The sequence below is a fragment of the Pseudomonas sp. GW458-11-26-14-LB4 genome (assembly GCF_059423925.1).
Genome location: NZ_JBWKYU010000022.1, coordinates 108201 through 121387 on the forward strand (window position 1 = coordinate 108201; position 13187 = coordinate 121387).

A 13187-nucleotide genomic window follows, 5' to 3' on the forward strand; every position below is an offset into this window, starting at 1 on the left:
ATGGCCAAGTCCCTTCTGATTATCAGCCGTCAATCGCCATGGTCCGGCCCCGGCGCCCGCGAAGCGCTGGACATCGTGCTGGCCGGCGGCGCCTTCGATCTGCCGATCGGTCTGCTGTTTCTCGACGACGGCGTGCTGCAACTGGCCGCCGGACAAAATGCCAAAGCCCTGCAACAGAAAGACCTGAGCGCCAACCTGCAAGCGTTGCCGATGTTCGGCGTCGAAGAGCTGTTCTACTGCGCCGACAGCGCCAGTGTTCGCGGCCTCGGCGATCGTTCGCTGGACGAGGCGCAGCCCTTGGCCGCTGAGCAAATCACCGCCCTCATTGACCGTTACGACCAGGTGATCACCCTCTGATGTCGACTTTGCATGTGTTGTCCCATTCCCCGTTCGGCGACGAACGCCTGACCAGTTGCCTGCGCCTGCTGGGTGCCAGCGATGCGCTGTTGCTGTCGGGCGATGCCGCTTATGCGTTGCAACCCGGCACTGCGCCGCTCAATGCGCTGGAAACCCGCCGGGTGAAATTGTTCGTGCTGGCCGAAGACGCGCAAGCCCGTGCCGTGCAGGTTCCGGACTGGGCCGAAGCCATCGATTACCCGGCCTTCGTCGAACTGTCGATCCAATACGACAAGGTCAACAGCTGGCTATGAATGCGCTGACCGTCGGCGCCCGCGCCATTGAACTGGACAAGGACGGCTTCCTGGTCGACCTCAACGATTGGTCGGCCGAAGTCGCCAGCGCCCTCGCCGCTGCCGAAGACATCGAACTGAGCCCGGAACACTGGGAAGTCCTCGAATTGCTGCGCAGCTTCTACGCCGAATTCCAGCTGTCACCGGCCACCCGGCCGCTGATCAAGTACACCGCGCTCAAGCTCGGCGCGGAGAAAGGTAACAGCCTGCACCTGAACCGACTGTTCAAAGGCACCCCTGCCAAACTCGCCGCGAAACTGGCGGGCCTGCCCAAACCGACGAATTGCCTATGACCGACTATCCAGCGCTGACCCTCGAAACGCCCGCCGAGCACCCGTTCGCCCAGTTTGTGCGCATCCTCGGCAAGGGCAAGCGCGGCGCCCGCGACCTGACCCGCGAGGAAGCGCGGGAAGCCATGGGCATGGTGCTCGACGAAGCGGTCGAAGAAACCCAGCTCGGCGCTTTCCTGATGCTGCTGCGGCACAAGGAAGAAAGCGCCGAGGAGATGGCCGGTTTCACCGAAGCCCTGCGCCAACGCTTACAGGCACCGGCACTGAACGTTGATCTGGACTGGCCGACCTATGCCGGCAAGAAGCGTCACCTGCCGTGGTATCTGCTGGCTGCCAAGTGCCTGGCGCAGAACGGCGTGCGTATTTTCATGCACGGCGGCGGCGCGCACACCGCCGGGCGCTTGTACTCCGAACAATTGCTCAATGAGCTGAACATTCCGCTGTGCCGCAACTGGCAACAGGTCGGCGCGGCGCTGGATAACGGTGGCCTGGCGTTCATGCCGCTGGTGGACTGGGCGCCGCAGCTGCAACGGATGATCGATCTGCGCAACACCCTCGGCCTGCGCTCGCCGATCCACTCGCTGGCGCGGATTCTCAATCCATTGGGCGCACGTTGCGGTTTGCAGAGTATTTTCCACCCCGGCTATCAAGCGGTGCACCGCGATGCCAGCGGTCTGCTCGGCGACACGGCGATCGTGATCAAGGGCGACGGCGGCGAAATCGAGATCAACCCGGATGCCGACAGCCATCTGTACGGCACCACTGGCGGCGAGAGCTGGGACGAGGAATGGCCGCAGTTGTCGGCGCAACGTCATGTCAAACCGGGTTCGCTGGATATCGAGCATTTGAAGGCCGTCTGGCGTGGCGATGTGGTCGACAGCTATCCGCAAATGGCGCTGATCTCGACCATGGCGTTGGCGCTGCGCGGCCTCGGCCAGAGCCGTGAACAGGCTTTCGAAACCGCCGAGCAATACTGGGCCGCGCGGGAAAAATCGATTTAACCGATCATTAACGCCCGATCTTTGCGCTTTTTGTTCGAACTCATCGGAATAGACTCGGCTCCAACGATTATTGGTTTCTGGAGTCTTGATCATGGGTTTACTCGTCGACGGCCGCTGGCAGGACAAGTGGTACGAAAGCAGCAAGGACGGCGCGTTCCAGCGCGAACAGGCGCAGCGCCGCAACTGGGTCACTCGCAACGGCGAGCCGGGCCCCAGCGGTGAAGGTGGTTTTGCTGCCGAAGTCGGGCGTTACCACCTTTATGTCTCTCTCGCCTGTCCATGGGCTCATCGCACGCTGATCCTGCGCAAGCTCAAAGGCCTGGAAAGCCTGATCGACGTTTCCGTCGTCAGCTGGCTGATGCTGGAAAACGGCTGGACCTTCGATCAGAACCTCGGTTCGACCGGCGACAAACTCGACCACTTCGACTTCATGCACCAGCGCTACACCGCCGACACCGCCGACTACACCGGCCGCGTCACCGTGCCGGTGCTGTGGGACAAGAAGCTCAAGCGCATCGTCAGCAACGAATCGGCGGAGATCATCCGCATGTTCAACAGTGCGTTCGATGACTTGACCGGCAACGATCTGGACTTCTACCCGGCACCGTTACGCAGCGAAATCGATGCGCTGAACGAGCGGATCTACCCTGCCGTGAACAACGGCGTGTATCGCGCCGGTTTCGCCACCTCGCAAAAAGCCTATGAAGAAGCGTTCGATGACGTGTTTGCCGAACTGGATCATCTGGAGCAGGTGCTGGGCGCCAACCGTTATCTGACGGGTGAATACCTGACCGAGGCGGACGTGCGCTTGTTCACCACGCTGATTCGTTTCGACGCGGTGTATCACGGGCACTTCAAATGCAATCTGCGGCGGATCAGCGATTATCCGAACCTGTCGAACTGGCTGCGGGAGATGTACCAGTGGCCGGGCGTTGCCGAGACCGTGGATTTCCAGCACATCAAGAATCACTACTACGGCAGCCACAAAACCATCAACCCGACCGGGGTTGTGCCGAAGGGGCCGAAGCAGGATTTCACTGTTGCCCATGACCGGGACCGGTTGGACGGGAAAGGGGTTTGGCGCAGAGGTTGAAAGCAGGATCGTTCCCACCGCGTGGGAACGATCCCTTCAGAGTCGTCAGATTTGACCCTGAGCGCCCTCGAACCACGCCAGTTTCTCGCGCAGTTGCACCACTTCGCCGACGATCACCAGCGTCGGCGCATGCACTTCATGCTCCGCCACCAAACGCGGCAGGTCGGCCAGCGTGCCGGTAAAGACCCGCTGATTGACCGTGGTGCCCTGCTGGATCAGCGCGGCCGGCGTTTCAGCTGCGCGACCATGCTTGATCAACTGCTCGCAGATGACCGGCAACCCCACCAGGCCCATGTAGAACACCAGCGTCTGCGCCGGCGCGACAAGGTCGGCCCACGGCAGATCGGTGGAACCGTCCTTCAGGTGACCGGTAACGAAACGCACCGACTGCGCGTAATCGCGATGAGTCAGCGGAATCCCGGCATACGCCGCGCAACCGCTGGCCGCCGTGATGCCCGGCACCACCTGGAACGGGATGCCATGGGCTGCAAGTTCTTCGATCTCTTCGCCGCCACGGCCGAAGATGAACGGATCCCCGCCCTTCAACCGCACCACACGCTTGCCGGCCTTGGCCAGATCCACCAGTTGCTGGTTGATCTGATCCTGCGGCACGGCGTGATCGGCGCGACGTTTGCCGACGTAGACACGCTCGGCATCGCGGCGGCACAGCTCAAGAATCGCCGGAGCCACCAAGCGGTCGTACAGCACCACATCGGCTTGCTGCATCAGGCGCAAGGCGCGGAAGGTCAGCAGATCCGGATCACCCGGCCCTGCGCCCACCAGATACACCTCACCGGTCGTAACCATGGCTTCGCCGTCAATCTTGGCTTGCAGCAAACGTTCGGCTTCGGCGCCCTGTCCTGCCAGTTGCCGATCAGCAATCGGCCCCTGGAACACGTCCTCCCAAAAACCGCGACGTTGCTGCACATCGGGAAACAGGCCTTTGACCTGATCGCGAAACCGCGCGGCCAGACCGGCCAGATGGCCGTAGGTCGAGGGAATCCAGGTTTCGATCTTGGCGCGGATCAGCCGGGCCAGCACCGGCGCATCGCCGCCGCTGGAGACCGCGATGATCAGCGGTGAGCGATCGACGATTGCCGGGAAAATCACGCTGCACAGCGCCGGCGCATCGACCACATTGACCGGCACGCAACGCCGATGGGCATCGGCGGAAACTTGCGCGTTCAACGCTTCGTCGTCGGTGGCGGCAATGATCAGCCCGCAACCGTCCAGATCCGTTTCGGCGTAGCCACGCAGCAGGCATTCGCCACCGCTGGCGGCAACCAGTTCGCGCAGTTGCGCTTCGATTTCAGGTGCGACCACCCGCAGCAGCGCACCGGCATCGGCCAGCAGGCGGGACTTGCGTAAGGCAATCTCCCCCCCACCGACGACCAACACACGACTGCCGCGCAGGTTGTGAAACAGCGGCAGATATTTCATTTAGCCGATGACCTCAAGGCCACCCATGTACGGCTTCAGCACGTCCGGCACACGGATCGAACCGTCGGCCTGCTGGTAGTTTTCCAGCACGGCAACCAGGGTACGTCCGACCGCCAGACCGGAACCGTTCAAGGTGTGCACCAGCTCAGGCTTGCCGGTTTCCGGGTTGCGGAAACGCGCCTGCATGCGGCGGGCCTGGAAGTCGCCGCAGTTGGAGCACGACGAGATTTCACGGTACTTGTCCTGGCTCGGGATCCACACTTCCAGGTCGTACGTCTTGACCGCGCTGAAACCCATGTCGCCGGTGCACAGCGCCAGGGTGCGGTAAGGCAGCTCCAGCAGTTGCAGAACTTTCTCGGCGTTGGCGGTCAGGCTTTCCAGCGCTTCCATCGACTTCGACGGCTCGACGATCTGGACCATTTCAACTTTGTCGAACTGGTGCTGACGGATCATGCCGCGAGTGTCACGACCCGACGCGCCGGCTTCGCTGCGAAAGCACGGAGTGTGAGCGACGAACTTGATCGGCAGCTGCTTCGAATCGACGATTTCACCGGCCACGATGTTGGTCAGCGACACTTCGGCGGTCGGGATCAGGTACAGATCGGCTTCACCTTCGCGAGCGATCTTGAACAGGTCTTCTTCGAACTTCGGCAGTTGACCGGTGCCTTGCAGTGCCGGGGCCTGAACCAGATAAGGCGTGTAGGCCTCTTCGTAGCCGTGCTCGGTGACGTGCAGGTTGATCATGAACTGCGCCAGTGCGCGGTGCAGACGGGCAATCGGGCCGCGCAGCAGGGCGAAACGTGCGCCGGACAGCTTGGCGGCAGTTTCGAAATCGAGCCAGCCGAACTTCTCGCCCAGGGCCACGTGGTCCTGAACCGGGAAGTCGAAAGCGGTCGGAGTGCCCCAGCGGCGTACTTCGACGTTGCCGTCTTCGTCTTCGCCGACCGGCACCGATTCGTGCGGCAGGTTCGGGATGCCCAGCAGGATCGAATCCAGTTCGGTCTGGATCGCGTCCAGCTCGACTTTACCGGCACTCAGCTCGCCCGCCATGCGCTCGACGTCCGCCATCAGCGGCGCGATGTCTTCGCCGCGCTGCTTGGCCTGACCGATGGATTTGGAACGCGCGTTACGCTCAGCCTGCAGTGCTTCGGTGCGGGTCTGGACGGTCTTGCGCTGTTCTTCCAGCGCTTCGATGCGCGCGACATCCAGGGCAAAGCCACGGGAAGCCAGGCGGTCCGCTACGTCCTGGAGGTTGCTACGTAACAGTTTGGAGTCGAGCATGTCGGTTTCTCGTTATCAAAGTTTGGTCAGGGACAGGCCGGCCCAGGTCGCGAGCAGCCCGCCGAATACGCTGATGGCCGCATAGCCCAGGGCCAGCGGCACTTGCCCGCTTTCCAGCAGGCGCACCGTATCCAGTGAAAAGGATGAAAAAGTCGTCAGCCCCCCGAGGAAGCCGACCATCAACCCGGCACGTACCTCGATCGGTACTTCCGGGCGTATCAAAAACAGGCCGTACAACACGCCAATCAGCAGACAGCCAACGATATTAACGGCCAGCGTCGCGGTATAGAAGTGCCGCGGCCAATTGGCGTTGACCCAATTGCCGGTGGCGAAGCGCAACAAGGTGCCGGCAACCCCGCCGACGGAGACTGCAACGATCAATGGAACCACTATTTTCTCCGCTGCCGGGGGCTTAAACGATCAAGTTGGGCGAGGTGGTTGAGCTTTTCGCCGATCTTCAACTCCAGGCCGCGCGGCACCGGTTGGTAGAAGGGAATCGGGTCGAGTTCTTCCGGGAAATAGTCTTCGCCGGCTGCATAGGCGTCCGGTTCGTCGTGGGCGTAACGGTATTCGTCGCCATAACCCAATTGCTTCATCAATTTGGTCGGCGCATTGCGCAGGTGCAGCGGCACTTCCAGCGAGCCATGTTCGGCGGCGGCGCGCAGCGCGGTCTTGAAGCCCATGTACACCGCGTTGCTTTTCGGCGCGCAAGCCAGATAGGTGATGGCCTGAGCCACTGCCAACTCACCTTCCGGGCTGCCGAGACGTTCCTGCACTTCCCACGCGGCCAGGCACAGGCTCAGGGCTCGAGGATCGGCATTGCCGATGTCTTCGCTGGCCATGCGCACCACGCGCCGGGCCAGGTACAGCGGATCGCAGCCGCCGTCGATCATTCGCGCAAACCAGTACAGCGCGCCGTCCGGATTCGACCCACGAACCGATTTGTGCAACGCGGAAATCTGGTCGTAGAACGCTTCACCGCCCTTGTCGAAACGCCGGCGAGTGTCGCCGAGCAGGCTTTGCAGCAGCTCGGTGCCCATCTCGCTGTTGTCTTCGGCCAGGTCCGAGGCGTTTTCCAGCAGGTTCAGCAGGCGCCGGCCATCACCGTCGGCGGCGGACAGCAGCATCTGGAAGCCTTCATCGCTGAGGGTCAGATGTCGCTTGCCCAGACCACGTTCTTCAGTGAGCGCGCGGTGCACCAGTTTGCGCAACGCCGCTTCGTCGAGGCTCTTGAGTACGTAGACCCGCGCCCGCGACAGCAATGCATTGTTCAGTTCGAAGGACGGGTTTTCGGTGGTCGCGCCGATAAAGATCAGCGTACCGTCCTCAACGTACGGTAGAAACGCATCCTGTTGAGACTTGTTGAAGCGGTGAACCTCATCGACAAACAGGATCGTGCGCTTGCCGTACTGGCCGGCCTGCTGCTTGGCGATTTCCACCGCCTGACGGATCTCCTTGACCCCGGCCAAGACGGCCGAGACCGTTTCGAAGTGCGCATCCGAGACTTCCGCCAGCAACCGCGCCAGCGTGGTCTTGCCCACACCCGGCGGGCCCCAGAAGATCATCGAATGCAGGGCACCCTGCTCCAGCGCTTCGCGCAAAGGCTTGCCGCGAGCGAGCACGTGTTCCTGACCGACATACTCATCCAGATTGGTCGCCCGTAAACGGGCGGCCAGTGGCTGGGCAATCGGTGCACTGCGAAACAGATCCATCACGTACCGTTGAAACCTCTGTGTTTATTCCTGGATCACGTCGGCACCCTTCGGGATGTCGAACTTGAACTTCGATGCCGGGACCGCTTCGTTGGCCTTCACACCGGTAAACAGGATGTTGGTGCGCTGGCCGACGCTGTCGATCAGTTGCATGTCATTGACCAGACCGTTGCGGAACGACAGGCGCAGACTGTCGAACAGGGTGTCCTTGGTTTTCGGCTTCAGGGTGAAGTCGATCACGCCGCCGGCCTCTTTGGCGCTGATGTCGAAGCTCTGGCTGATCTTCGACACGTCGCCGGACAGTAACAGGGCCGGGGTCTGGGTCAGACGTTCATCGAGCTTCTTGATGGTGGCCTGTTCCAGATCCGGATCCCACAGGGTGACCTTCTTGCCGTCGGACACCATGGTCTGCTCGGCTGGCGCATTGGTGTGCCAGTAGAACAGGCCCGGACGCTGCAGGGTCATGTCGCCGGTGGTTTCCTGCAACTGGGTGCCGCTGCCGTCGAGGGTCAGCTGGGAGAAGTTGGCGGTCAGGGTCCTGGATGTTTCGAGCAATTGGGTCAGGCGAGCCACATCCTTGTCATCGGCGTGAGCCGTGAGGGTGGTCAGAGCCAGTACCGGCAGCAACATGCGGATAAGACGCATGGGAGTCCTCTTGAATACTCGTGGGAAAGTGGACGGCGCTTCATGCACCGTCCATTGCATTTGGATCAGGGTATCGAATCAGTCGCGTACCGGGCCAGGGGCCAGTACTTCGCGGGAACCGTTGGTGTTCATCGACGTCACGACCCCGGCCATTTCCATGGCTTCGATCATGCGTGCGGCACGGTTGTAGCCGATCTTCAGCTTGCGCTGTACAGCGGAGATGGAGGCGCGACGGCTTTCCAGCACGAACTGCACGGCTTCGTCGTACAGCGCGTCAGCTTCCGGATCGTCGCCGTCACCGCCGCCGCTGCTGCCTTCGAAACCACTGCCCGCCTCTTCGACACCGTTGAGGATGTCGTCGTTGTATTCCGGCGCACCGCGCAGCTTCCAGGCTTCCACCACCCGGTGAACTTCATCGTCGGACACAAATGCGCCGTGAACCCGGATCGGCAGGCTGGTGCCCGGCGGCATGTAAAGCATGTCACCGTGACCGAGCAGTTGTTCGGCGCCGCCCTGGTCGATGATGGTCCGGGAGTCGATCTTGCTCGATACCTGGAACGCCATCCGTGTCGGGATGTTGGCCTTGATCAGACCGGTGATCACGTCCACCGAAGGTCGTTGAGTCGCAAGAATCAGGTGAATACCGGCCGCACGCGCCTTCTGGGCGATACGGGCGATCAGTTCTTCTACCTTCTTGCCGACGATCATCATCATGTCGGCGAATTCGTCCACGACCACGACGATGGTCGGCAGCTTCTGCAGCAGCGGCGCTTCATCGTGGATGCTTTCGCGTTTGTACAGCGGATCGCTCAGGGGCTCGCCGGCGTCCTGGGCTTCCTTGACCTTGGCGTTGAAGCCGGACAGGTTTCGCACGCCCATCTTCGCCATCAGCTTGTAGCGACGCTCCATCTCGGCCACGCTCCAGCGCAGGGCGTTGGCGGCGTCCTTCATGTCGGTCACGACCGGGCACAGCAGGTGCGGAATGCCTTCGTAGATCGACAGCTCGAGCATTTTCGGGTCGATCATGATCAGCTTGGCGTCGTCCGGGCCGGACTTGAACAGGATCGACAGGATCATCGCGTTCACGCCCACCGACTTACCGGAACCGGTGGTACCGGCCACCAACAGGTGCGGCATCTTCGCCAGGTCAGTGATGACCGGCTTGCCGCCGATGTCGTGGCCCAGAGCCAGGGTGACAGGCGATTTGAAGTTGTCGTACTCAGGCGTCGACAGCACTTCGGAGAAGCGCACGATCTGCCGGTCTTCGTTAGGAATTTCGATACCGACCGTGGTCTTGCCCGGAATCACTTCCACCACCCGCACACTGGTCACGGCCAGCGAACGTGCAAGGTCTTTCGCCAGGTTGGCGATACGGCTGACCTTCACGCCCGCAGCAGGCTGGATTTCGTAACGGGTAATGACCGGACCGGGGTGAATCGAATCCACGGTGACTTCGACGCCGAACTCCTTGAGCTTGATCTCCAGCAAGTGGCCGACCGCCGCCAGGGATTCGGGCGAATAATTGAGTTGTTTCTTTTCCGCAGGATCGAGGATCGAGATCGGCGGCAAGGTGCCTTCCACGGCGCTGTCGACGAACAACGGCACCTGCTTCTCTTTCTGCACGCGCTTGCTTGGCTCCGGCGCCTTGACCGGAGCCGGGGCGATGACCGGCGGAACCTGTTTCTCGCGCTCGGACATGTGCTTGCTCAGAGCCTGTTCGCGCTCGATCAGACGCTCCTTGACCTTGGCCTGCTCGCGCTTGTCGGTGACTGTCGGTGCAACCACGTCGTGCACGCGATCGTCGACTTCACGCAGTTGCGCGACCAGTTGCTTGCGCTCGGTGCGCGCCGACCACCAGCGGTTGACCGCGCCCTGGAACAGTTCGAACAGGTCGAGGGTGATCTTGCCGGTGATGTCCATCACCTTGAACCACGACAGGTCGGTGAACACCGTCAGGCCGAACAGGAACAGCGCGATGAACAACAACGTGCTGCCCTGAATGTTCAGGGCATTACGGGCCAGATCACCAAGGCTTTCGCCCAGCGCACCACCGGCACCAGCCGGCAGACCGGTGGCGGCATGGAAATGAATGTGTGCCAGCGCAGCGCCGGACAACACCAGAAACACCAGGCCGATCAGGCGCCAGGAGAACAGCCAGCCGCTCCACTGCCACGGCTCGTGACGCTGACGGAAGATCTGATACGCCTTGATCGCCAGCAGCAACGGGAAGATGTAGGCGAAATAACCCAGCACCATGAACAGGATGTCGGCGCTGTAGGAACCGGCCGGACCGCCGAAGTTCTGCACGTCGTCGATCTTGCTGTTGTGGCTCCAGCCCGGATCATCCTTGCCGTAGGTCAGCAACGCCATCATCAGGAACAGGCACAAGGCACCGATGGCAATCAATGCACCTTCCTTGAGCCGGTAGTGCAACTGTTGACGCCAGAGCGGAACGACTGTTTTTGGTGCTTCCGTGGATTTCTTCAAAACGCTTCTTTTCCTGCGCCAGAGGCGCGTCCATCTATTGAATGACGATAAAAAACTGCCCAATCCAGGCAGGTAAAAAAATTGACGGGCGCAACGGAGACTACTTTTAACACTGCGCCCCGCCTTTTATAAACACGGCACGCGGCGAATATTCTGTAACAGCCCGGCATTGTACGGGTTTGCGCGTTCGATGCCATGCTTCCAGGCCCCAGGTTCAAGCATAGCCAAACGCACAACACCCGGCGTTCAATTTGAGCATGCATTACCTTTTGTGACAAAGGCTTATGAGGTGTATTTGATGAACGTAGCGAAGCATTCGCGCCTCATTTCCCCTGAGTGCAACACATTGGCATCGGCAACCTTGCCCGCACCGGTGCAACGCCCGATTACGACCGCATTCGGATGCTCAAGTTGCAGAGGTCAAAACACAGCACCTCAGTGGAGGACATTCGCGTCATTTCCCGGCACACTTTACCTCGGGCCCAGCGCCCACCGCCCTCCCCTTCTGCAAGCCTGGACGCCATGCTGACTTGGTTACAACGCAATTCACTGACTTTCCCGCCACTGGAAAAGGCCATGCGCGATCCCAACGGATTGCTGGCGGCCGGTGGCGACCTGTCCGCCGATCGTTTGATCCAGGCTTATCGTCACGGCTGCTTTCCATGGTTTTCCGAAGGCCAGCCGATTCTCTGGTGGTCGCCGGATCCGCGTACCGTGCTTTTTCCCGACGAACTGCACGTCTCGCGCAGCCTCGGCAAATTGATGCGCCAACAGCGTTATCAAGTGACCTTCGATCAGGATTTCGACGCCGTGATCCACGCCTGCGCCGCTCCCAGGGAATACGCCGACGGCACCTGGATCACCGAGGCGATGCAGGACGCCTATATCGAATTGCATCGGCGCGGTTTTGCTCACTCGGTGGAAGTCTGGGATGAGGGCGAACTGGTCGGCGGCCTGTACGGCCTGGCGATGGGGCAGCTGTTCTTCGGCGAGTCGATGTTCAGCCGCGCGGACAACGCGTCCAAGTACGGTTTTGCGACGCTGGTGCAACATCTGAAACAGGCGGGTTTCGTATTGATTGACTGCCAGATGCCTACCGATCATCTGCAAAGCCTTGGCGCCCGGGCAATTTCCCGTTCTGCATTCGCCGACTATCTGGCCCGACACCTCGATCAACCCAATCATGCGACCTGGGTTTGCTGAGCGACTTTTGCGCGCGTGGCTTACACTTAATTCACCAGCTTACCCTTGAGGGTTGATCATGACCGAGTTGGCGCGGTTGAAGTTTTATGCCACTCAGCCTCACTCTTGCAGTTATCTGCCCGAGGAACAGGCGACGACCCTGTTTCTCGACCCGAGCCAGCCCATGGATGTGCATGTCTACGCAGACCTGTCAGAAATGGGCTTTCGTCGCAGCGGCGACCATCTGTACCGCCCGCATTGCCAGAACTGCAATGCCTGCGTGCCTGCGCGCATTCCTGTCGCTCAGTTCAACCCCAACCGTCAGCAGAAACGCATCTTCAAGCGCAACATCGATTTGCAGGTGCGCCCGGTCAAGCCGACGTTCAGCGAAGAGTACTTCGACCTCTATCAGCGCTACATCGAACAGCGCCACGCGGATGGCGACATGTACCCGCCGAGCCGTGATCAATTCTCGACTTTTCTGGTACGCGACCTGCCCTTCTCACGCTTTTACGAATTCCGGCTCGACGGACGGTTACTGGCCGTCGCCGTCACCGATCTGCTGCCCAACGGCCTGTCGGCGGTCTACACCTTTTACGAGCCGACGGAGGAACGCCGCAGCCTGGGCCGTTACGCAATCCTCTGGCAAATCGCCGAAGCCCAGCGGCTGGGGCTTGAGGCGGTGTACCTGGGTTACTGGATCAAAAACTGCAAAAAGATGAACTACAAGACCCAATATCGGCCTATCGAACTGCTGATCAATCAGCGCTGGGTCGTCCTGAACTAAACGCAAACCCTAAACCCCTTGGCGTAAACCCCATTTTTCGGGCACAATGCACGCCGCTTTTGCCTGGCGCAGTTGCACCGGGCCATTCATTGGATACCGAGGGCTTTACTGCATGTCGAAAGAAGACAGCTTCGAAATGGAAGGCACTGTCGTCGACACCCTGCCCAACACCATGTTTCGTGTGGAGTTGGAAAATGGGCACGTCGTAACCGCGCATATTTCCGGCAAGATGCGCAAGAACTACATTCGTATTCTTACCGGTGACAAAGTGCGCGTCGAGCTGACGCCCTATGACTTGAGCAAAGGGCGTATTACTTACCGCGCTCGCTAATCAAGTCAATACAAGACGCCCGGCATTTGCCGGGCGTTTTTGTTTGTCTGGGTTTTGGGTTTGTGCTTGAGTTTTGGGTGTATATCCGTTGCTTCGGGAGCTGCCCCTGGCGGTTTCGCTCTTACAGCGAGTCACTTTTGACAAACGCCTCAAAAGTAACCAAAAAGTCTACGCCCCGGCGTACGGCACTTCGCTTAGGCTCAGTGTTCCCTCGCTACGGTGTCCATCAGGGGGCATCGCCTACGGTTT

The 13187-nt window shown here is 60.6% G+C and carries 14 protein-coding genes; 8 read left to right on the forward strand and 6 right to left on the reverse strand.

Annotation, left to right across the window (positions count from 1 at the left end; translation table 11 throughout):
• The 5 genes from tusC to AC07XZ_RS24625 all read left to right on the forward strand — a co-directional run bounded on the left by tusC (position 1) and on the right by AC07XZ_RS24625 (position 3073).
• On the forward strand, positions 1 to 357 hold the full coding sequence (tusC, locus tag AC07XZ_RS24605) for a sulfurtransferase complex subunit TusC (RefSeq protein WP_039767393.1): 357 nt from the start codon (positions 1 to 3) through the stop codon (positions 355 to 357).
• Positions 357 to 650: a sulfurtransferase complex subunit TusB gene (tusB, locus tag AC07XZ_RS24610; RefSeq protein WP_102687826.1), complete on the forward strand. Its 294-nt coding sequence runs from the start codon at positions 357 to 359 to the stop codon at positions 648 to 650. Before tusC ends, tusB begins: the two co-directional genes overlap by 1 nt.
• The gene (locus AC07XZ_RS24615) at positions 647 to 982 is read left to right on the forward strand and encodes a TusE/DsrC/DsvC family sulfur relay protein (protein ID WP_007958196.1); all 336 of its coding nucleotides are present in this window, start codon (positions 647 to 649) and stop codon (positions 980 to 982) included. The genes tusB and AC07XZ_RS24615 overlap by 4 nt, the downstream gene beginning before the upstream one ends.
• Positions 979 to 1980: a glycosyl transferase family protein gene (locus AC07XZ_RS24620; protein WP_102687827.1), complete on the forward strand. Its 1002-nt coding sequence runs from the start codon at positions 979 to 981 to the stop codon at positions 1978 to 1980. The genes AC07XZ_RS24615 and AC07XZ_RS24620 overlap by 4 nt, the downstream gene beginning before the upstream one ends.
• Positions 1981 to 2071: 91 nt before the next feature.
• The gene (locus tag AC07XZ_RS24625; protein ID WP_102687828.1) at positions 2072 to 3073 is read left to right on the forward strand and encodes a glutathione S-transferase family protein; all 1002 of its coding nucleotides are present in this window, start codon (positions 2072 to 2074) and stop codon (positions 3071 to 3073) included.
• 45 nt (positions 3074 to 3118) lie between these two features.
• On the opposite strand, the gene cysG is transcribed toward AC07XZ_RS24625, so the two are convergent.
• From cysG to AC07XZ_RS24655, 6 genes are all read right to left on the reverse strand, one after another.
• On the reverse strand, positions 3119 to 4513 hold the full coding sequence (gene cysG / locus AC07XZ_RS24630; RefSeq protein ID WP_102687829.1) for a siroheme synthase CysG: 1395 nt from the start codon (positions 4511 to 4513) through the stop codon (positions 3119 to 3121).
• Positions 4514 to 5794, reverse strand: coding sequence for a serine--tRNA ligase (serS, locus tag AC07XZ_RS24635; protein WP_074688938.1), 1281 nt, complete (start codon positions 5792 to 5794; stop codon positions 4514 to 4516).
• A 15-nt stretch (positions 5795 to 5809) separates the two neighbouring features.
• The gene (crcB, locus tag AC07XZ_RS24640; protein WP_085712376.1) at positions 5810 to 6184 is read right to left on the reverse strand and encodes a fluoride efflux transporter CrcB; all 375 of its coding nucleotides are present in this window, start codon (positions 6182 to 6184) and stop codon (positions 5810 to 5812) included.
• Entirely contained in the window at positions 6184 to 7506 is a 1323-nt protein-coding gene (locus AC07XZ_RS24645; RefSeq protein WP_007958186.1) for a replication-associated recombination protein A, read from the reverse strand. Before AC07XZ_RS24645 ends, crcB begins: the two co-directional genes overlap by 1 nt.
• A 24-nt stretch (positions 7507 to 7530) precedes the next feature.
• On the reverse strand, positions 7531 to 8151 hold the full coding sequence (gene lolA / locus AC07XZ_RS24650; protein WP_102687830.1) for an outer membrane lipoprotein periplasmic chaperone LolA: 621 nt from the start codon (positions 8149 to 8151) through the stop codon (positions 7531 to 7533).
• A gap of 78 nt (positions 8152 to 8229) precedes the next feature.
• Positions 8230 to 10638: a DNA translocase FtsK gene (locus AC07XZ_RS24655; RefSeq protein ID WP_045121862.1), complete on the reverse strand. Its 2409-nt coding sequence runs from the start codon at positions 10636 to 10638 to the stop codon at positions 8230 to 8232.
• A gap of 522 nt (positions 10639 to 11160) precedes the next feature.
• On the opposite strand from AC07XZ_RS24655, the gene aat reads away from it, so the two are divergent.
• The 3 genes from aat to infA all read left to right on the forward strand — a co-directional run bounded on the left by aat (position 11161) and on the right by infA (position 12938).
• Positions 11161 to 11841, forward strand: a complete 681-nt coding sequence (gene aat, locus AC07XZ_RS24660) for a leucyl/phenylalanyl-tRNA--protein transferase (protein WP_085745989.1) — start codon at positions 11161 to 11163, stop codon at positions 11839 to 11841.
• Positions 11842 to 11899: 58 nt separating this feature from the next.
• On the forward strand, positions 11900 to 12607 hold the full coding sequence (locus AC07XZ_RS24665) for an arginyltransferase (RefSeq protein ID WP_085745988.1): 708 nt from the start codon (positions 11900 to 11902) through the stop codon (positions 12605 to 12607).
• Positions 12608 to 12719: 112 nt separating this feature from the next.
• Positions 12720 to 12938, forward strand: a complete 219-nt coding sequence (gene infA / locus AC07XZ_RS24670; RefSeq protein ID WP_002553999.1) for a translation initiation factor IF-1 — start codon at positions 12720 to 12722, stop codon at positions 12936 to 12938.
• Positions 12939 to 13187: the final 249 nt, after the last annotated feature.

Excerpts from the sequence above, each read along its gene's own strand:
- cysG (WP_102687829.1), bottom strand. The coding sequence starts at position 4,513 with ATGAAATATCTGCCGCTGTTTCACAACCTGCGCGGCAGTCGTGTGTTG.
- AC07XZ_RS24615 (WP_007958196.1), top strand. The coding sequence starts at position 647 with ATGAATGCGCTGACCGTCGGCGCCCGCGCCATTGAACTGGACAAGGAC.
- infA (WP_002553999.1), top strand. The coding sequence starts at position 12,720 with ATGTCGAAAGAAGACAGCTTCGAAATGGAAGGCACTGTCGTCGACACC.
- serS (WP_074688938.1), bottom strand. The coding sequence starts at position 5,794 with ATGCTCGACTCCAAACTGTTACGTAGCAACCTCCAGGACGTAGCGGAC.
- AC07XZ_RS24645 (WP_007958186.1), bottom strand. The coding sequence starts at position 7,506 with ATGGATCTGTTTCGCAGTGCACCGATTGCCCAGCCACTGGCCGCCCGT.
- AC07XZ_RS24620 (WP_102687827.1), top strand. The coding sequence starts at position 979 with ATGACCGACTATCCAGCGCTGACCCTCGAAACGCCCGCCGAGCACCCG.
- AC07XZ_RS24625 (WP_102687828.1), top strand. The coding sequence starts at position 2,072 with ATGGGTTTACTCGTCGACGGCCGCTGGCAGGACAAGTGGTACGAAAGC.
- tusC (WP_039767393.1), top strand. The coding sequence starts at position 1 with ATGGCCAAGTCCCTTCTGATTATCAGCCGTCAATCGCCATGGTCCGGC.
- lolA (WP_102687830.1), bottom strand. The coding sequence starts at position 8,151 with ATGCGTCTTATCCGCATGTTGCTGCCGGTACTGGCTCTGACCACCCTC.
- tusB (WP_102687826.1), top strand. The coding sequence starts at position 357 with ATGTCGACTTTGCATGTGTTGTCCCATTCCCCGTTCGGCGACGAACGC.
- AC07XZ_RS24665 (WP_085745988.1), top strand. The coding sequence starts at position 11,900 with ATGACCGAGTTGGCGCGGTTGAAGTTTTATGCCACTCAGCCTCACTCT.
- aat (WP_085745989.1), top strand. The coding sequence starts at position 11,161 with ATGCTGACTTGGTTACAACGCAATTCACTGACTTTCCCGCCACTGGAA.